Raw genomic sequence first — 18,993 nt, 5'->3', positions numbered from 1 at the left:
GATGACGACCCAGTGCAAAAAATAGGTGCCTTCTTTTTTGTTCCAATAGGCAGCCTTCAAACGCTTCAGTAACGGGAGCGAAGAATCCGCACCTTTTGCAGCCGGTCTCACAATCAAAAGCACAACGAAAAAGAAGGGGATCAAAATCATTCCCGGGGTTTTTGAGGCAATGGCCAGGCCAAAACTCACACCCATGAGAGCCGCACTTTTCAACGAGGGACTTTTCCAGTAGCGATAAGTAAAATAGACCGATAATGTCAAGAACAAAGCAAGCCCCATGTCGGTTGTTGCCAATCGGGCATGTGCCAAAAAATTGGGTTCAAATGAAAATAGAAAAAACGCAAAGAGTCCCGTTTGAATATTCCAAAGATCGGTTGCGAATTTTAAAAGCAACAAACCCAATAAAAGTGAAATAAAAACGACTGGTAACCGGGCCAAAAACAATATTTTATCTGCTTTTCGACCATTTATTTTGTAAAAGAAATCATATCCCACATCGATCTCTTTTTTTTCTTTCCACCCCTCGGAGTGAATCGGGAAATTCAATTTCATAAATAACAGCGGAAAGGCCGCTATCTGCCGCATGAGGGGCGGATCCACGTCGTACAACCGATAATCATTGTATTTCAGAAAAGAATACCCGGCAGCCACGTGCCCGATTTCATCAAATGTGGCGGATTTTTCCCGCATACTCCAGATACTTTGCGCAAGGAAGAAGACGGAAATCAGAACAATCGCAATAATGTAGTGATTTTTTTTCATCGTCAGTTATTTCGTACCTTTAAACCCTGCGGCGGCGAAGGCGGGTTCTGATCCTGATTCGGTGGAGGCGTTGTGCGACCCGAAACCTCAAGCGGAGGCGCTGTGGCATCATTGATTCGAATACTGGCCTTATCGATTGTATACCGGTCAGAACCAGCCGGACTCCCGGAGATTTCAAATTTCCGGGTGACCCGTAATCTTACCGTAATGCGCGTGCCCCCGGACGTTTCTGTTATGTCAAAGGGAACATCGCTGGTGGCTTTTTGCAACTTGTACGGGATCTCGATCTCATACGTTTTGTACGTGGCATTGGCCGGATGAATGTAATAATCCAACATGGGATTTTTATACCATCCCCATTTGTCCGCCTGCAAAAAGGGGATATTTTCCTCCTGATAGGGATTATAGAGAGAAAGCCAAAACCCGTCGCCATTTGCCTGATATAAAATATATCCACGCAGATTTGATGAAATAGCGGACGACTGGTAGCTGTTAAAAAAAGCGGCCCCAACCACATTGAGAGTCTTTTCACGAACAATATGGGCGTTGTCGTTTAGGGCAATGATTTCCACATCCGGAGAATTCGCATAGCTCGACACGGCGCTTCGATTCTTATTGGGAAGATAAACAACCGCAAAGGAACTATTCGACGGATTGACACCGTGGTCAATGGAAAGTCTGATGAAATACGGATTAAGCCCCTGAATTCCTTCCACTTTCAAATGTTTGTTTCTCAGAAAAACATAGCCTGTCTGATCGTGATAAAGCCAATTCTGGTTATCGATTGTGATCTTTTTACCCAGATCGGGCAGCGAAAGATTATCCGGGGCGAAAGCTGCATCCTTTTTTCTGAACGTGTTTACAATGGTGAGCATGTCACCTGCATCGGCGTTTGCCCAAATATGAGAACCGGTATTTACAATTTCATCATTAAAAAAGAACCAGGCCACGCGTTCCCCAAACCCATTGTTATATAAATCCTGGCCTCCGATCCCGTATTGACCTTTCAGACTGGATAACCCCCAATAGGCCCAATTTTTCAGAACGGTTTTTCCCGAAACGCCGTAGGGATTGCTTCTTTCAGGGAAAGCTGCTGCATAATATCGCATGGGTAAGGTCATGAGGTTAAATATGCGGTCCGAGGCATAGTAATCATCCCGTGTTCCGTTCAGCCGATCGATTGTATTTGGTGTTACCACATTCACACCCCCCAAAACAGGATTCAGGCTGCTTCTTTCCTGTATCGGAAGAGCCACATTCGCCAATTTCAATCCCGCATAAAAATTCTTTCGCCGAACCGAAAGGTAGGTACTTAAGGGATAAGCCATGGCCCCGAGAGGCCGATCGGATTTATTTAAGAACTCTTGCAATTCTGGCACATAGCTTTGGTATTTCTGAGGTAAGTCTATTTTAAGCAAGAGAGGAACGGCTTTTCGAAAAATTTCATCCCTGTTTTGCCAGGCAGGATTGCTGTGCATTAATTTCGTATAAAGATTGGGGTCGCCTATTCCTTTGTATGAATACCACCGAATAAAATTATGAAACCATTGGAAAAGCACATCCACACTGTTTTCCCCATTGGGCATAAATCGATTGGGTTTATCAAACAAATTGAACGACGTGCCTTCGGTAATAAACAGGTATTCAACTACCGTCAGGAAATGATCCTGTCCGTAGCGCATGCTAGGTGCAAATGCATGAAAATGATAGGAATTATCCTCCATTATCTGGCCAAATTGATAGTCGTAATCCCTGGGGGAACAGGTACGGACCGTAGACTCAGCCATTCGTGAGACGCCTTTCCGCAAATAACTCGTATCATTAAGGGCCAAACCCGCTGCCAAATCAGACATGGCTATCCAGGCATCATTTGCACCGCCGTGGGTCGATGTGGGACGTTGAATTCGAATATGTTCCCGAAGAGCGGGCTCCCATTCACTTTTGCTAATCTGGCCCAACAAGATGGCGGTTGCAATATTCCACGGAATTTTAATTTCATTGTCATACCAATTGACAGACCGGTAAGAGGGATCTTTCCATTCGTCTTTGACGTCTGTGTGGTCAAAAATTTTAATATATCTTGCTTTTACAACCGACACATCGGAATAATTCAATTTGAGGGTATTTTGTGCCCATCCCAAATGATATTGTAAAATCAGAAGAGCTACGGGAATTAGAAACTTTTTTATTCCAAACATACTATTTTGTCCTATTTATTTTTAAAACAGTCTTGGCAAAAAACACCCATCCTGAGGCTGAAAGAATGATTAAATACGGATCGGAAGGAATCCGATAACGCGTGCGCACCCCAAAAATACTGTATCCAATGGCAAAAGATAAAATCACCAAAAACAGCAAAAGGATTTTATCCCGATTATTTTCTTTCAGCATCCTTAACAAAGCCAATAATGCAAACACTAAAATGATTCCGTATGAGAGCTCCCCTACTTTTTTCACGGCCCCTGAATTGAACGAATTCTTCGAATCGATGGATTCCGTAATAACAGGACTCCAAAATTTAATAAATTCCGAAAAATAGGATACAAAAAATGCCTTCGGGGTTTTTATCGCCAGATTCGCAAGTTTTGAGAAGAGCCCTTTTTGATTAAACGGCGAATTGAATTCAACTTTATATTGCAGCCCTTTTTTGGGAACCCCCTTTTCAATGAGCCACAGGCTTAGATGTCCCGTGGGTTTTCGAACCAGATAATACCCGCTGGGTGAGCCCGAGAGACTGTCAACCATTAAAAAAAGTCCACCCTCTTGCACCCCATATCCCGTGACATCTCCGCCCCATTTTAGAGAAACCCGGGTTGGATTTTCGATGCTGCGGCAAATCGCAAAGTTTTTCCAACGGCGGCTCGAATCTGCCGACAATTCATGCCCAGACACGTGAATGGTGGGGGTAAAATACCAGGCCCGCTCCTTAAGCGGCTCCGAAAAATTAGTCTCACATTTCAATGTACCCGATGGGGTTGTTTTTCTCGCTTCAAAAGAAGCAACCCCATTTTTTTGATTCCCCCTCAAATAAATTCCCGAATAATAGGTTTTGGGATGAATGAGCTTTAAGGAGTCGGTTACCTCCCCTTTATAAATCCCATTGTAATAAACCGAAAAATGGTTGCCTGAAGAATCCGATCGAATAACCGCGCTTAAAACATCCCCTTGAAAATTGCCTAATTTTAATTCTGCCAACTGAAATTGTTTGTCCAGTCGATTCACTTCTCCTTTATACGCCCGTATGGGTGTAACGCGATGAAATATTTTGTAATTTCGCAATTCCCAGGGGAAAATCACAATCAGGAAGACGATTCCCGCTACGATCACATGCCCGCTTAATTTCGGGAAGGATTCTCTTCGATAAATTATTTCCCACAAAATCCACAGCGGCACAAAAAACACAATAATCGGCCTGCAAAAAATGGACAGGCCGATAAGCAGGCCGATGAGCGCGGCTTTTGTTAGCGTGGGTTTTTCGTGAAAAAGCAGTATGACATAAATTAACAGGGACAATATTACGGTAAACAAAAGGGTTACGTAAAGAAGTCCGCTCACAAAAATAAGGTAGGGATAAACGGCCCCAATCAGGGCTGCAACGCGCGGAATATGTTTTCGGGGATACACCTTTTCTGCAATCCAGAACATCATAAGGAGCAAAAAAGCACCCAGAACCGATTGAACCACGCGAACGGCTAAAAAACTGTGTCCGAAAACGGCATAAACCGACGCCAAAAAGACCGGATAGATCGGTTCGAGGGAATAGGTCATTCCACCTGTTTCGTCATAAAGATAGCCTTCTCCAAACGTCCCGGTTTGCAAAATACTGACGGCCGCCTTTTCGTAATGGCGGGTGTCATAAAAATACCATTTTTCCTGCAAGGTAAAAACGTAGGCCAGTCGGATGATGAGCCCGAGGGTAAAAATCGCTACCAAAAAATATTTTCGTGAAAGCCAAATATTCTTAAGTCGATTAAACATGTCAAATGGTTCCGTCGTCTTTGGCCTGAAAGGATTGATTCTCCAGCTTTTCCAGCTTGTTTTGCAAAAGGGCAATTTCCTGCGCAAGGTCTTTTGATTGATTGGTCAATTTCGAAATAACGAGGGAAAAATTCAGGAATAACAGGAATCCACAAAAAATAACAATAACCAGCAAAGCCGAGGGAGCATAATAGATGCCCATGGCACCGGCCATCCTATCCAGCAAGTCCCGCCACACCGAAAAAATCAAGAGAACAATCGCCGAAAAAAACCACAACAAGGAGTATTGCTCCAGCAATTTCTTCTTTCGGATAAGCTGGAAAATTGTGCCGGCAATAATCAAACTGACCAAAATCGCGATAAGTTGGATTCGATCATTCATAATTCGAGACCTCTTCGTATTGCTTGAAAATATCAATAAAAATGGCTAACAAGACCTTTATCATAAAATAGATTGACGCAATTGCTCCGATGGATGATTCCCCGGACATTCTCTGCCTCATTTTAACGGGAACCTCTTTCAGCTGAAAGCCGGAACGTCCCAAAATGATAATTGTTTCAGGCTCCGGGTAATCAATGGGATAATTCTTTGATAGAAATGAAATGGCCCGCCGGTTAAATGCACGGAATCCGGAGGTATTATCCGTTATTTTTTTGCCCAAAATAAGTGAATTGACCAGTGCGATGATTTTAATCCCGATATTTCGCATCATACTCGAGCGATATTCCGAATCTTCAATAAACCGGGAACCGATTACCACATCGCTGCCATCCCGAAATCCCTCGAGCAATTTATCGATTTCAGAGGGAATATGCTGTCCATCGGCGTCCACCTGAATGGCCACGTCAAACCCATTTTTATGCGCATATTTCAGGCCCGTTTGAACAGCTCCCCCAATTCCCAGATTAAACGGCAGCTCCAGAACATTGACCTGCAATTTTCTTGCCACGTGCGCCGTACGGTCACTGGACCCGTCATCCACAACCACAATATGCAGGGACGGATCATATTTTTTCAGCTCCAAAAGCACATTCGGCAGATTTTTTTCCTCATTAAATGCCGGAATAATTACAATCTTGTGGGTCACTTCCATAATTGATATCTATTTCCTGGATTGCATTTGCTTGATTTTTTCAAATTTTAATTTCTTCTCAAGAATCACATTAAAGCGGAAAAGTACATAGATGAGAGCCGTACACGAGGCAAAAAGCATCGTGATCTGGTAATCCAGCAAATCCGGCCCCGTTAAATACTCTATCAAATTGGCCCCCATTCCGGCAAGAAGCCCGATGGCCAGATTGGAAATAAGGGGATGTTTTGATTTAATGGTTTTCCACCCCACTATAAAAATGGTTACAACAAACCACAGGAAAAAAAGCAGCCCGGGAATGCCCAATTCAGAGGCTAACAATAGATACGAATTATGAACAATTTGGGTTAATTCAAAATAACCGTACCCAACCGTTGTCTCATCATAGACCACATATTTTGGAGATGCCAGTCGATAATTGTCGGGGCCTACCCCCAAAATCGGGTGTGACGCAATCATCCGCAAGGCCAGCTTATTCAACGGGATTCGAACCTCTGCCGAACGCTGTCGATCCTTGCTTTCAAATTGAGAGGAAATGGTATCGGCATAATGGATAACAAAAACCAACGCCAAAAACGATAGAATGACAAAGGCCATTTTTACCCGTGGTTTTAGCTTTCGATTGATAATACTATACGACATCATAAAAAACACCGCTACAAAGAAACCCAGCCAAACACCCCTGGCATAACTTCCGAACAGGGCTCCCAAACCGAAAATAAACCATACTCCGTAAAATAAATTTTGGGTCACCTTTTTCTGCGGCAAAAAGGCAAAGAGTCTTAAGAGAACCGGCAAGAAAAAGGCCAAATAATCGGCAAACATGGCCGGATGAATAAACGTTCCTGAGGCCCTCCAGGGAAACCCGACCTCTTCCAAAATCCACAGACCGGCAGGACCATAGCGCCATTGATAAACCCCCAACAAGGCTTGAAAGGCAAATCCGGACAAGAATCCGTTTAAAAAGTATTTGAGACGCGAAAAGGATGTAATGTTGTTGACAATTACAATAAACACGAGATACGCCCGAAAAAACCGCGTCCACTGACTGATTCCCCAGCCAATATTCATTGCGGTAATGGATGCTAGGAATGACCAAATAATAAACGCAATGAGGGGCGTGCCCACGATGGGAAAAGACCAGCGAAACCGGGTATCTCCCCCTAAACTGAGAATGAACAGGAGAAAAAGCGGAAAATCAATTAAAATAATACCATTGTAATGGTAAAAAATAAGGCCTGAGCGAAAGGGTAAAAACAACGCAATTAAAAAAAGAAGATAGCCTTTTTTATCATTTACCGCAAAAGAGGCGGCTGCGCAAACCAGACCAATAACAAGAAAAAGAACGAGTTTTTCCGGATTCATGATCTATCTTTTTAGGGGATTTTTGTTTTGGGCTAACTGTTCAAAGAGCGCGTTGTACTGGTTCACAACTGCATCCCACGTGTAATAGCGGTTAATTCTTTCTTTGGCCATCGCGCGATATTTTTCAATTTCGTCTTCGGACAGGGACGTCAAATACTGAATCTTTTGAGACAGGTCCTCGATATCCTTTCGGAAATAAAAACCCGTATTCCCTACGACCTCACGATGCTCAGGAACGTCATTGGCCAAAACACAATTACCAAACCCCATGCCTTCCAACAATGCCGGGTGCGTACCACCCACTTCGGTAGCCTGAATATACAAATAGGCATTCGACTGTAACTCGGCATAGTCATCCCCAAAGACATAGCCCGTAAAAATAATTCGGGGATCTTTTGTGGATTTCACTTCACGAATATAGTCGGCATTGTAAGGGGCATCGCCGACCATGACCAATTTTTTGGAGGTTTTTGTTTTCTCAAAAGCCTTGACCACCAACAGCGGATTATTCTCCGGTTCAAACCGGCTCACATAGAGAATGTAATCCCGCGGTTTCAGTCCGTATTTTTTAAGTGCCTGGTTGGATTGAACGGGTTTCACGGTTGAGCCATAGGGAATAAAAACGGAATCCTTTCCGAATTTTTTGCGATAATACTTTTGGATCATAATTGCATCGGTCACAATGACATCTGCAAACAACGTGGCCAGCCATTCCGACACGCGATACACAATTTGCCCCAATTTATTCCATTTGGCGCGCTGCCATTCCAGTCCGTCCACATTAATCGCCACCCGCGTGCCCACCATCCGGGGCAGAAAAACAAAACTGCTATTCACACTGTTGCAAACAAGAATGGCATCAAATTTTTGAGTTAAACTGTGCACAATTGAAAAGAACGTGTGCGAAACCGTATCCAGATATTTATTTCGAATAGCCGGCAGGACAACCAACTTGACACCACGATAGTGATTCCCAAGCGTGTTGTAGTCATAATTTGACTTCCGGCAATAAACCGTGACGTCATGCCCCTTCTGCACCAATCTCACAGACAACTGTTCAGCAAAGGTTTCAAAACCACCATAATTGGCCGGGATTCCCCGTGTACCCAGGATTGCTAATTTCATTAAGCCCTCAAATATCAAATACTATTAAGAATTGGTTTTCACCAAAGATTTCCACAGGTCTTTCATTTCCTCACGATTCCATGTCATCATGAACATGAAATAGCTTAATACGCCAAGAAACGTGCACAAAATTAAAAGAATAAGTTGCGGCAAAAATGGTGTTAAAATAATAAAAGCCAGATAGACAATTCCGCCCATGGCCAGTGCCATTAAAAACACAGGGTATAAAACCCGGATCATTTCTTTAAAGGTCAAATCGATTAGCGAATTGGTTATTTTTTGAATAATCGGCATACCGGCAATCGTAACAAAGGCTAATCCGCTAACCATTGCAATTAAGCCGTGTTTTACGGAAACCACCAATACCAGCAAAAATGCCATGACGTAAAATATATTCCATCGGAAATCAATATCGGACCGCCCTTTTGCCAGAAGCACAAACCCTACCGTCGTCCCAATTGAACGAAACAGCCCCACAACCGCCAAAATTTGGAGAGGAATAATTGCTTGCGCCCATTTTTCTCCGTAAACCGTTAAAACCAGCGGCTTTGCAAGCACAAACAGTCCCACTAAAAGGGGAAAGGATATAATGGAAATGGAGCGAATTGTTTTCAAATAATAATTCTTGAACCGTTCATTATCGTCCTGTATTTTAGACAGTGCCGGAAACATCACGCGTCCGATGATAAAACTAATTCGTCCTACAGTCATCGAAGAAAGGGTATTTGCCAGAGAATAATATCCCAAATCGGTATTTCCCAGGTAGCGGCCTGTAATAAACGTGGCCAGATTCATGCGAATATAGTTGACAATGTTGGTGCCCACCACATTGGCCCCAAAATGGAACATTTTCTTGAAGCGCTGATAATCAAAAATCAACACGGGCCGCCAATGACTCATAATCACAAAAAAAAGAGTGGCCACCACTGAATTAGTCATCGTTCCCCAAACAATGCTCCACACCCCATAGCCGCTCATGGCCAGGCTGATTGAAACCAATCCGTAAGCCAGAATGCCTGCAATTTCCCCCATGGCAATCTTTCTAAAATTTAAATGTCTATTTAACAAGGCCTTTTGGACGATTCCCACGGCCCCAATCAGAAATGTTAGCGAAAGAATTTTTAAAATCGGAGACAAAACAGGGGTTCTGAAAAACACAGAAATCTGTTTGGAAAAAAGAGCAAGCAGAACCATTAACCCCATACCAACCAAGAGACTCGTAACAAACATCGTCCCTAAATCGCGCGCATCCACTTCCAATTTTTGGACGATACTGGCCGCAATGCCCATTTCATTCACCAGGGCAATCAACCCGATAAAAATCATGGCAATACCAATGATGCCGAAATCTGCCGGTGTCAACAATCTGGCCAGAACGACGGAAATGACTAATTGGAGGCCCTGGATGATAAATTTCCCCGCGCCGTTCCAAATAATTCCCTGAATTGTTTTTTCTTTTAAATTCATTGAATCGGTGCTATCCGCATGTAAACCGTAACATTTTCAACAGAAGCGATTCGGCGGTATTCGTTTTGAGCGGCTTTCCGAATCAGCGGGATGTATTTGAAAAAGTTGCGCCTCAAATAGCCATCTTCAATCATATATTTGGGAGGATGCTTCACAAAATAGGCCTCTATCTTTTCTTTTTCCTTTGCCGGAAAACCCGCGTTGTATTTTAAAGGATGTGTAATATTCATAAACGGGTGCTTCTGCGCTTCATAAGACCAGATCATGGCCCCCGACATAACCGAGTCGTTCGAATCGTCCGAAGCCAGAAGTGTTGTGACCCGTCTCACTGTCTCCGGCGACCATGTACAATCATACCGATTTGACGAAAGAAATATTCCGGAAACCGCACCTGAAATGGCAATTCCCGAAATCAAGAATATGGCGGCGAGAAACAACACAAAATTGCGAAAAGAATAGATGCGCGCCGCGCGCAAAATAAATCCCACTCCTCCCACTAATATTCCCAAATAAATCAACAGAAGGCCCTTCTTCGGGGCCCAGGCCAACCAACTTGTTTGCTGCGTCAGAAAAAACAGCAGGCCTACCAGAATCAGACATCCTTCTCCCCAAAGGACGTTTCTCCACAAAAGCCCCCGATGGAACAGGAGAATGAGGCCGGTGAGAAAAACACCACCAACCCACACATACAAAAATCGATTGGGATAAGGAAGCACATGATGTTGAAGAAGACCGAACATCACAAGAAATAAAACGGGTAACAGAAAGAAAATCCGTGAAGGTACCTTCCACGTGATATGCCGATGAATCCATTGAATCAGAACCAGAAAAAGAATTATGAGCGGAGGAAGGATTTCCGTAAAATATTGGGAATAAACTCCTCTTTGAAACAAATAAAAGCCATAAAAAATCATAAACGTACCGGCCCAAACAACCAATGTTACAAGCGGCACATCGACTTCTTTTTTCTTTACAATTTTATAAACAACAATGAGAAAGACCATCATCCCTGCCAAAAGCAAGAACAAATTCATATCGACAATGCGGGTGAGTTCGATCATCGTTCTTGAAAAATCTTGTTTCACAACAGGAAGTTTTTCCAACCCCAGGGAGTGAAGTGTTGTCAAAGGAAGTCGTTTTAAGAAGGGCTTTAAGAATAAGAAAAACGGATTCAGATTCGAAAAAAAGACCTTTGATATCGGAACGGCCTGGGCATAACCGGCAAGAACCACAGCCACTCCTCCCAAATAGGTCAGCAAGAACGTAATCCATCCCGGGATGAATTTTTTGTCGCTCAAACTGAGGATACCCCACAACAGGAATAACGCCGAAAAGGTTGCCACATCTGCCAGGCGCGCATAAAAAGCGAGCAGGCCGAAAATCCCCACCGCAAAAGCGAAAAGCTTTCTCTTCGATGAATGATATTTCATCCAAAACAGAAATGCCAAGAGGGTAAAAAATATGCCAAAGGGTTCGGTTTTAATCAGTACAGAGAAAACAAAAGAAAACGGGTAGAGAAGATACAAAAGGCCCGCCCACAGGCCCATTCGTTTCTCAAAAAAACCGGTCACAAGCAGGTAAATTAAAAACCCGTCGATCAGGAAAAAGGTGTAAGGAACCAACCTCATCGCAAAAATAGAGTGTCCGACAATTTTGCTTCCCAAAAACAGGGTATAAACATAAACAGGTTCTCTGGATTGAAAATCCACAAACGGGACCAGCCCTTCAGACAAAAGTTGAACATCTGAGAGGTGAGCCCCTTCATCGGCGTTAATCCAGCGGACCTGTGCGTAAAAATGCCCCACGGCCAAAAACACCGCCAAAAAAGCAACCGCCAAAAAGATTTTGGGAGTCTTTTTTCCCATCAACACTAAAACAAGTCTCCCAATTTTTTTGTTTCTGTTTCGATGTTAAACTCTTCTTCGATAATCCTTCGTCCGATTTTTCCCATTTCTTCTCGTTCTTCTTTTTTCATCGAAATAAGGGTCTGTAAATGCTTCAGCAGGGCCTCCTCATCATCCGGATCACTCAACAAGCCCGCCCCGTCTTTGACCAACTCCGGGATACCGGACAATCGGGTTGACAACACAGGGATTTCCATGGCCATGGCCTCCATCAACGCCACCGGAATTCCATCCATGTTTCCGTCCTTGTCGACCTGGCAGGGAAGCACAAAAACATCTGTCTGCAGCAATTCATTTTTGACAACCGACGAGGTTTGCGCACCCATAAGCCGGACAAAATCGGACAAATTCTTTTCCTGAATCAATTCCCTTAACTCGTTTTCCTGGGGCCCTGTACCAATGATTTTGTAAACAAGGGCCTCTTTCTTGTCGAGTTGGGCTAATGCCCGGACAACCCGGGGGATCCCTTTTTTGCCTACCAATCGTGCCACGGACAGCAACTGAATTTTTTCCGATGCCTTTGAGGTGCGCTCAGCCGGATGAAACCGGGACAAATCAATTCCACAATGAATCACATGAATTTTCTCCGCACAGGAGGGATCCAAACGTGCCAAATAGGCTTTATTGAATTGAGAAATCGTTACAGCAAATTGACTTTTTTTAATTAAACAAACAATTAACCGCTTGTTGGGATTGGTAAAAATATCGTGAGCGTGCATGGTGAACGAATAGGGAACCCCGGTCAACTGCGACGTTAACAGGGTGATAAAAGCCGCGCTTTGCGCATAGTGCGAATGAAGATGGGTGGGTTTATTGGCCATGATTTTTTTGGACACATAAAAGGCTTTTGTCAAACAAAACCCACTCTGTGCCAAAAAATAGGGGATCACCCGAGGGGATCGGAACGGGATCATTTTTAGCAGCAGAAAAAGAACCCGAAAAACCCGAAGCGGATACACAAAAGAAAAATACAAAGCCGCCTGAATCGTTTGGTAAGAAAGAAAGGGAGGCAAATAGGTCGTTTTCTCCAAAAGGGCCTGAGCCTCCTGGTGCACTTTGTGGATTTGAGGCTTTTTATTTGAAAAAATCGTAACGGGCAATTTGTGCTTTTGATTCAGAAACAAAATTTCATTGCTGATAAATGTTTCCGACAGAAGGGGGAATTCCCACAGAATGTAGGCAATGGATTTTTTCATCTTCGACATGAAACCTGACCGATCTGATACAATTTCATTCATTCCGTAAGCATGACGACAAAAAGTGAAGGGGAAAAAGGAAGCCAATGAAAGAGGAGGAAAAAACGGTTGAAGAATCGAATTACGATATTTTTTCGGCGATCAATGCATAGCCAAAAGGAAAGTGCTGACCTGTTTTTGTCGATATTCGCTTTCCAATAAAGGTTCGTCCTAAAAACTCTATGCTTGTCTCCAGCGCTCCCGCAAGAAAACGTCCCACCCCGGGAACGATTTGCATCGTTTTTGCCAAAAGGTCTGCAAGAATTTCCGGAATGCCACCCATTGGGCGCAAATAAATCAGTTTTAGTCCGGCGAGTTGAACGAACCGCCGCAAAGCAAATTCTGTATATCGATAATAGTCGTGGGGTTCTTCATGAATAAAATAATAAAACGGTGTGTTGACAAAAACATGGCCTCCTTTAGCAAGGATCCTGGCCATTTCTCTCCAGAGATTTTCCGGATTGGGAATGTGTTCCAAAACATCGGAGAGAATAATGGTGTCGAATTCCTCGTCCGGGAAGGGCAATGCCTGTGTCAAATCACATTCAAAATCGATATACTCGTTTTTGTGGAGGGTATTTGCCCAATCGACGCAAATATTTTCCTTAACCAACTCTCTGTAAGCCTGAAAAAGGGGAACCTTCCCGCATCCCAAGTCCAGCAATTTTCCGGCAGCATATTTTTCCAAATTCTCATCGTAAAAACGGGCCACCATATCGGCCATTAATCGGGACCCCACGCGCACCTGCCTGTCGTCGCGAGAAGCAATTAATCTTCCGTTTCGATAGACAAATTTGCTGGGCTGCCAGGTATCACGGTTCTTCATTTTTCCGGCACATTTTCTGGCACTGGCTGGGTGGGTTTAACCCGGAACCCCTCCAAAAATCCTTTCACATAAAAAAACAACCCTCCAAAAACCAAAGGGAACGTGTACAATGCCGTAAGGAATGAGCGTATGCCCCCCTGCAGGGCTTTTTTAAAAAATGTGTACGTTTTAAACGGTAAAATGAACACCGGGAATATTCTATTCTTCGTCAAAAAATGTCCCGGCACACTTTTAAAATCCCGACGAACCGCATGTCCCCCCCGACCAAGGTCTCTTTGATTTTTAAAAAATCTTTTCGCATCACATCGATTGACGTGATTTAACAAAATAGATGGAATAAAGTAAATCTTGTACCCTTTTTCCCGAAATTGATGGGAGAAAAGTGTGTCACTCCCTTTAATCACATTTTCAAATTTCCCTACCTTGACGAACAGATCCCGCCGAATCGAAAAATTGCACGTGGGAATACTCTCCACTTCTCTTTGTTTCGACGAAGGGATAAAATCACCGAATTCGAGCATATATTCGGCCGTTCCCACATAATTCCCGGGGGTTCCATTTCCGATTCCCCCGCCAATCAGACTATTTTCATATTTTTGGTGCGCCACGCAGATCGATTCAACCCAATTTTGAGCAGGGATACAATCACTGTCGGTGAAAGCGATAATGTCTCCGCGGGCATATTCCACACCAATATTCCGTGCGATTCCGGGATAGGTTCTGTTTTTCAGGTGCACCTGTTTGACGGTGTCGGGCAGTGCGTCCAAAAGAGCCCGTTCCTCCGGTTTATCCGAACTGTCCACAACAATGATTTCGTAATTGCAGGTTGTGTCCTGGTTGAAGAGTGCATCCAGGCACTTGTTGAGCATTGCGGTTGAATTATAGTTGGGAATAATGATGGAAACATCAATGTTTTGACGCGACTTTTCAGGAATGAGTGGCACGGGGATTCCTTTTGCTTTCAATATAGAAACCATATTGCTGAAGAACAAAACTCACAAACAACAGGCTCAAAATCAGGGGAATTTTCACATCAAACGCGTATTTCTTCACAATATTCCAACTGGACCACAGGCGCAATTTGATAAAACTGCCCACCGGGCCCACTTTTTGCTTGAAATAATAATTTCCTCTTCCGCGAACGACCTGCCAGCGAACAAAAGAAGCAAAACTGGTTCTCGGAACATGGTAAACGACCACCTCCGGGCAATACCGGATGCGCACCCCCAAACGAGTCCAGCGAAACGAAAGCTCCGGGTCTTCACTTCCGGGTAAGGGAAAACTTTCGTCAAACAGACCGAATTTTTCAAATATCTCTTTTCGAACGGCAAAATTCGCAGAGGTGATGTGGTCCGTATAGCCGTTTTCATCCACTTTCCAGATTTTGTCGAAGCCGACGGCACCTCCCCCCGGAAATCCAAGAGCCGAAATGGAATCTCCCAAAAATGTGGATCTGGGAATTTGAATATTCCCCATAATAACGGCTTCTTCCGGATTTTGAGAAAACCGCTTCTTGATGCTCTCCACCCACGCAGGCGTTGCTTCACAATCGGCATCGATAAAGGCAATAATGTCTCCCCTGGCTTTTTGGATGCCGATATTTCTTGCCCGGGCAGGCCCCTGATTTTGCTCGAGGCGAATCAAGGGGAAATAGGCTTGTGCAATGTGAGGGGTTCTGTCCGTTGAAGCATCATCAATGACAAGGACTTCATCCGGTGGAACCGACTGCTTTTTCAGAGATTTAAGTGTTTTCTCAATCGTCTTTTCCGAATTATACGCCGGCACGATAACCGTTACGGATAATGCAGTCTTCGGGTTTTTACTTTGTTGAGCGCTTTCCATTCGCACCTATTTCAAGTTTTTTAATTTTGTACAATTGATCTTCAATCAGCCGTCGATTCATCGAAATCAAATCCGCCAGCCAGCCCATCACAATAACCTGGAATCCAATGATGAACAAAATGGCTGCAAAAATCAAGGATTGAACATGGCCCTGACCATTTCCACTAAAATAGAAATACAAAAACCGAAATGAAATGAGCAGGGCAATTCCAATAAATGATGAACCCAGAGCAAAAAATACCTTCAGAGGTTCGTACATCGTGTAAATTCGAAAAATCGTCGTGACGGACTTTTTAATATAGTGCGGGATATTTTTGAAAAGCCGGGATTCCCGCGTCTTTTCGTTGGTTCGAATCGGCACGTACGTGACGGCAAGATTCTTTTTCCCGGCCTGAATAATGGTTTCCAGCGTGTACGTAAAGCCGGAAACAATGTTCAATTTCAGGGCCGCTTCCCGACTGAGTGCGCGAAAGCCGCTGGTGACGTCGGGAATATTGGTTCCGGAAAAATGACGAACCACCCAGCTTCCCAACCGCTGCAGTTTCTTTTTGATAAACGAGAAATGGGAAATGTTTTCAATGGGGCGTTCCCCAATCACAAGATCGGCCTCGCCGGCGAGAATGGGCTGAATGAGTTTTGGAATATCGTCGCTGTTGTACTGATTATCAGCGTCCGTATTGACAATGATGTCCGCTCCGTGCATCAAACACGCATTGATTCCGGTCATAAAGGTTTCGGCGAGCCCCTTGTTCTTCGTGTGTTGAACAATGTAATGGACTCCCAAGCTCTTGGCTACCTCAACCGTTCCGTCGATGCTTCCATCATCAACAATCAGGATTTCAATTTGGTCGATGCCTTCGATTTTCTTCGGCAAACCGGCAATCGTTACAGGAAGCGTTTTTTCCTCATTGTAGCACGGGATTTGAATAATTAATTTCATTGATTCCGTTTCGATTTTTTGAGACTATTTGTTGACAATTGTTTCAATATTGTACTCTTTAACCTCTTTCGCATGCGTAAAAATAATCATTTCGCCAATGAGCCCGATGGAGACCATCTGGATTCCAATGATCAGCAGAAGAGAACCCAGGAGCAAGAGCGGGCGGCCGGCGATGGGACCCAGTTGAAGGATTCGGTACACAAACAAGTACAGGTCGATTCCCACACCCAGCAGGGTTAAAATCGCCCCCAAAAATCCCAGAAAATGGATGGGTTTCTTGGAATACCGTGTCAGAAAAAATACGGTAATGATGTCCAAAAAGCGGCGAATGTATTCGTCCAAATATTTGGATGTCCGAAACCAACCCGGTAGTTGTTCGATCTTTTCTTCGGCCACCTTGTAGCCCTGTTTAACGGCCAGCACGGGAATAAAATTGTTCAAATCGCCGTAAATGGGGACGTTTTCCAGCACTTCTCTCCGGGCCACAAAAACGCTGCTGTTGATATCATGCAGTTTCAATCCGGCAATGCCGTTGATCATTCCGTTAAAAATCCGGGAGACAATGCGGTTCAGCCAGGAGTCCCGACGCGGATGGCGCCAGCCTACCACCAGATCATTTCCTTCATCCAGCTTCCGAAGCAGACGAAGAATATGCTCGGGCTTAACATTCACGCGGCCGGTCAAATAGACAATTTTATCTCCACGGGAATTTTTGATTCCCGCATCCAGGGCGGAGGCTTCTCCGAAAGCGGTCCGCATTTGAATCAGTTTAATCCGCGAACTCTCTTGAATGAATTCCTTTACCACGCGGGCGGTGTTATCCGTACTTCCGTCATCCACACAAATAATTTCGTAGTCGGATTCGAGGCCATCCAGACTTTTGATGAGCCCCTCTAACATAGCGCCGGCCTGTTTTTCCGCATTGAACAAAACCAGAATAATGGACAAATCCGGCTTCACAGCTTTTGGGGTTGACGGTTTTACCTTTTGCTCTACTAAAATTTCCGTTGTTTCAGTCATGGTTTACTCTCAATAAATTCGGATAAATAAACACTTTTTTTATTTCCGGTCATGTAAATCAGATTCGCAAGCAATCCCAGGAAAATAAACTCCAAACCGCTGGCCAGAAAAACCAGAAGCAGGGTCACCAAAATATTCAATTCATCAGCACCGTACACATTTCGCAGTACGCCCTGGGACATGGCCACAAAGCTCAAAAAGGCAAACAGAAAAAACAGCAGGGCAATCTTCCCAAAAAAATAAATCGGCTTTTTTAGGTATTTGATAAAGAGATTCAGGGAAAGCAAATCCATGATGACCTTAAACGTGCGCGTAATGCCGTACTTGGATTGCCCGAATTGCCGCGCGTGGTGATTGACCGGGATTTCTGCAATTCGTGCCCCTTCGACCCGAGCCAATGCCGGAAGAAAACGGTGGAGTTCCCCGTACAGATTGATTCGCTTGACCACCTCTTTTCGGTACGCCTTCAACGCGCAGCCGGTGTCGTGCAAATTGACCCGGGTGACCGAGCCAATAATCTTATTGGCAATCTTTGAGGGGATTTTTCTCAGCAGGACTTTATCCTTCCGATTCTTCCGCCACCCGCTGACCAGATCGTACCCCTCGTCCATTTTGGCCAAAAGATTGGGAATATCTCTGGGATCGTTTTGCAGGTCCCCGTCCATGACGATAATCACGTCTCCCCGGGCCAGTTCAAATCCCGCATCGGTTGCCGCCGATTGCCCGCAGTTGGCACGGAATTTAATCACTTTAACAGCCGGATCGGACTCGGCAATTTGCTTCAGTCGTGGAAAGGTCTCATCGGAACTGCCGTCATCCACGAAAATAATTTCGTAGGATTTTCCCATGTGCCGTACCACGGCATCAATTGCTTCGTAAAGCGGCTGCACATTCTCTTCCTCATTGTAAAGAGGAATTACCAAAGAGATATCCAGTGAAGACGTTTTATCCTTTTTCATTGGTCGAAATTTTTCTCCAGCCACAATTCCAGCATCGCCACGGACCACAGGCGGTGGGAATGATTGTAGCGTTTTTTCTGATGTTCGTCAAACAAACTGCGAAGATAATCGGTTTGAAACAGGCCCCGCTGTTTCAATTTTTCGCCAAAAAGCACCCCGGAAAGCACGCCTTTTACCTTTTCCGATTCCCGCATCCAGTTTTTCATGGGGACACTGTGTCCCAGTTTGTCCTTGCGAAACACAATTTCATCCGGGAGAAAGCCTTCCATGGCTTTGTGCAGAATGTACTTGGATTCCGACCCTTTGATTTTCAGGTCGATCGGGATTTTGGCCGTCAGTTCCACCAGCCGGTAATCCAGCATCGGAAAACGGGGTTCAATCTGAAAATTCCGAATCATCCGCATTCGGTTCAGATAAAAGGTGACGACCGTAAAATAATCCCCGTACAGGGATTTGCTCAAATAATCCTCGCCGTCCGC

Annotated in this window: 17 protein-coding genes; all 17 read right to left on the bottom strand. The window is 44.4% G+C overall.

Features of this window, described 5'->3' with window-relative positions; genetic code table 11:
- Positions 1 to 762, bottom strand: a 762-nt coding sequence (locus tag GXO76_08145; protein NOY77825.1) for a phospholipid carrier-dependent glycosyltransferase, incomplete at its 3' end; no start/stop codon positions are given.
- Between the two features lie 2 nt (positions 763 to 764).
- Positions 765 to 2,960 carry a hypothetical protein gene (locus tag GXO76_08140; GenBank protein ID NOY77824.1) on the bottom strand — a complete coding sequence of 732 codons (2,196 nt, stop codon included), beginning with the start codon at positions 2,958 to 2,960 and terminating at the stop codon, positions 765 to 767.
- Position 2,961: 1 nt separating this feature from the next.
- The gene (locus tag GXO76_08135; protein ID NOY77823.1) at positions 2,962 to 4,740 is read right to left on the bottom strand and encodes a hypothetical protein; all 1,779 of its coding nucleotides are present in this window, start codon (positions 4,738 to 4,740) and stop codon (positions 2,962 to 2,964) included.
- Between the two features lies 1 nt (position 4,741).
- A complete protein-coding gene (locus GXO76_08130; GenBank protein ID NOY77822.1) occupies positions 4,742 to 5,122 on the bottom strand; it encodes a DUF2304 domain-containing protein in 381 nt (126 codons plus the stop codon).
- Positions 5,115 to 5,828: a glycosyltransferase family 2 protein gene (locus GXO76_08125; GenBank protein NOY77821.1), complete on the bottom strand. Its 714-nt coding sequence runs from the start codon at positions 5,826 to 5,828 to the stop codon at positions 5,115 to 5,117. The genes GXO76_08130 and GXO76_08125 overlap by 8 nt, the downstream gene beginning before the upstream one ends.
- 15 nt (positions 5,829 to 5,843) lie before the next feature.
- Entirely contained in the window at positions 5,844 to 7,196 is a 1,353-nt protein-coding gene (locus GXO76_08120; protein ID NOY77820.1) for an O-antigen ligase family protein, read from the bottom strand.
- Positions 7,197 to 7,199: 3 nt separating this feature from the next.
- A complete protein-coding gene (locus GXO76_08115) occupies positions 7,200 to 8,321 on the bottom strand; it encodes a glycosyltransferase family 1 protein (protein ID NOY77819.1) in 1,122 nt (373 codons plus the stop codon).
- A gap of 24 nt (positions 8,322 to 8,345) precedes the next feature.
- Positions 8,346 to 9,788 carry an MOP flippase family protein gene (locus tag GXO76_08110; protein ID NOY77818.1) on the bottom strand — a complete coding sequence of 481 codons (1,443 nt, stop codon included), beginning with the start codon at positions 9,786 to 9,788 and terminating at the stop codon, positions 8,346 to 8,348.
- Positions 9,785 to 11,659, bottom strand: coding sequence for a hypothetical protein (locus GXO76_08105; protein NOY77817.1), 1,875 nt, complete (start codon positions 11,657 to 11,659; stop codon positions 9,785 to 9,787). The genes GXO76_08110 and GXO76_08105 overlap by 4 nt, the downstream gene beginning before the upstream one ends.
- Positions 11,659 to 12,897, bottom strand: coding sequence for a colanic acid biosynthesis glycosyltransferase WcaL (locus tag GXO76_08100; protein NOY77816.1), 1,239 nt, complete (start codon positions 12,895 to 12,897; stop codon positions 11,659 to 11,661). The genes GXO76_08105 and GXO76_08100 overlap by 1 nt, the downstream gene beginning before the upstream one ends.
- A 112-nt stretch (positions 12,898 to 13,009) precedes the next feature.
- Positions 13,010 to 13,753: a class I SAM-dependent methyltransferase gene (locus GXO76_08095; GenBank protein ID NOY77815.1), complete on the bottom strand. Its 744-nt coding sequence runs from the start codon at positions 13,751 to 13,753 to the stop codon at positions 13,010 to 13,012.
- Positions 13,750 to 14,697, bottom strand: coding sequence for a glycosyltransferase (locus GXO76_08090; GenBank protein NOY77814.1), 948 nt, complete (start codon positions 14,695 to 14,697; stop codon positions 13,750 to 13,752). The genes GXO76_08095 and GXO76_08090 overlap by 4 nt, the downstream gene beginning before the upstream one ends.
- On the bottom strand, positions 14,681 to 15,595 hold the full coding sequence (locus tag GXO76_08085) for a glycosyltransferase (protein ID NOY77813.1): 915 nt from the start codon (positions 15,593 to 15,595) through the stop codon (positions 14,681 to 14,683). The genes GXO76_08090 and GXO76_08085 overlap by 17 nt, the downstream gene beginning before the upstream one ends.
- Positions 15,573 to 16,535, bottom strand: coding sequence for a glycosyltransferase family 2 protein (locus GXO76_08080; GenBank protein NOY77812.1), 963 nt, complete (start codon positions 16,533 to 16,535; stop codon positions 15,573 to 15,575). The genes GXO76_08085 and GXO76_08080 overlap by 23 nt, the downstream gene beginning before the upstream one ends.
- Positions 16,536 to 16,559: 24 nt before the next feature.
- A complete protein-coding gene (locus tag GXO76_08075; protein NOY77811.1) occupies positions 16,560 to 17,555 on the bottom strand; it encodes a glycosyltransferase in 996 nt (331 codons plus the stop codon).
- Entirely contained in the window at positions 17,552 to 18,514 is a 963-nt protein-coding gene (locus GXO76_08070; protein NOY77810.1) for a glycosyltransferase family 2 protein, read from the bottom strand. Before GXO76_08070 ends, GXO76_08075 begins: the two co-directional genes overlap by 4 nt.
- Positions 18,511 to 18,993 (bottom strand): hypothetical protein (locus tag GXO76_08065; GenBank protein ID NOY77809.1); only part of this gene is annotated, 483 nt, incomplete at its 5' end. The genes GXO76_08065 and GXO76_08070, both read right to left, overlap by 4 nt.

Source organism: Calditrichota bacterium (assembly GCA_013151735.1).
In the GTDB taxonomy this organism is placed as follows: domain Bacteria; phylum Zhuqueibacterota; class JdFR-76; order JdFR-76; family BMS3Abin05; genus BMS3Abin05.
Note: the sequence above shows the minus strand (reverse complement) of the source record. Positions and strands in the feature narration are given on the sequence as shown.

What these genes read in the sequence shown, in the direction of transcription:
- GXO76_08140 (NOY77824.1), bottom strand. Translation starts at nt 2,960, where the DNA reads ATGTTTGGAATAAAAAAGTTTCTAATTCCCGTAGCTCTTCTGATTTTA.
- GXO76_08135 (NOY77823.1), bottom strand. Translation starts at nt 4,740, where the DNA reads ATGTTTAATCGACTTAAGAATATTTGGCTTTCACGAAAATATTTTTTG.
- GXO76_08130 (NOY77822.1), bottom strand. Translation starts at nt 5,122, where the DNA reads ATGAATGATCGAATCCAACTTATCGCGATTTTGGTCAGTTTGATTATT.
- GXO76_08120 (NOY77820.1), bottom strand. Translation starts at nt 7,196, where the DNA reads ATGAATCCGGAAAAACTCGTTCTTTTTCTTGTTATTGGTCTGGTTTGC.
- GXO76_08115 (NOY77819.1), bottom strand. Translation starts at nt 8,321, where the DNA reads ATGAAATTAGCAATCCTGGGTACACGGGGAATCCCGGCCAATTATGGT.
- GXO76_08110 (NOY77818.1), bottom strand. Translation starts at nt 9,788, where the DNA reads ATGAATTTAAAAGAAAAAACAATTCAGGGAATTATTTGGAACGGCGCG.
- GXO76_08100 (NOY77816.1), bottom strand. Translation starts at nt 12,897, where the DNA reads ATGTCGAAGATGAAAAAATCCATTGCCTACATTCTGTGGGAATTCCCC.
- GXO76_08095 (NOY77815.1), bottom strand. Translation starts at nt 13,753, where the DNA reads ATGAAGAACCGTGATACCTGGCAGCCCAGCAAATTTGTCTATCGAAAC.
- GXO76_08085 (NOY77813.1), bottom strand. Translation starts at nt 15,595, where the DNA reads ATGGAAAGCGCTCAACAAAGTAAAAACCCGAAGACTGCATTATCCGTA.
- GXO76_08080 (NOY77812.1), bottom strand. Translation starts at nt 16,535, where the DNA reads ATGAAATTAATTATTCAAATCCCGTGCTACAATGAGGAAAAAACGCTT.
- GXO76_08075 (NOY77811.1), bottom strand. Translation starts at nt 17,555, where the DNA reads ATGACTGAAACAACGGAAATTTTAGTAGAGCAAAAGGTAAAACCGTCA.
- GXO76_08070 (NOY77810.1), bottom strand. Translation starts at nt 18,514, where the DNA reads ATGAAAAAGGATAAAACGTCTTCACTGGATATCTCTTTGGTAATTCCT.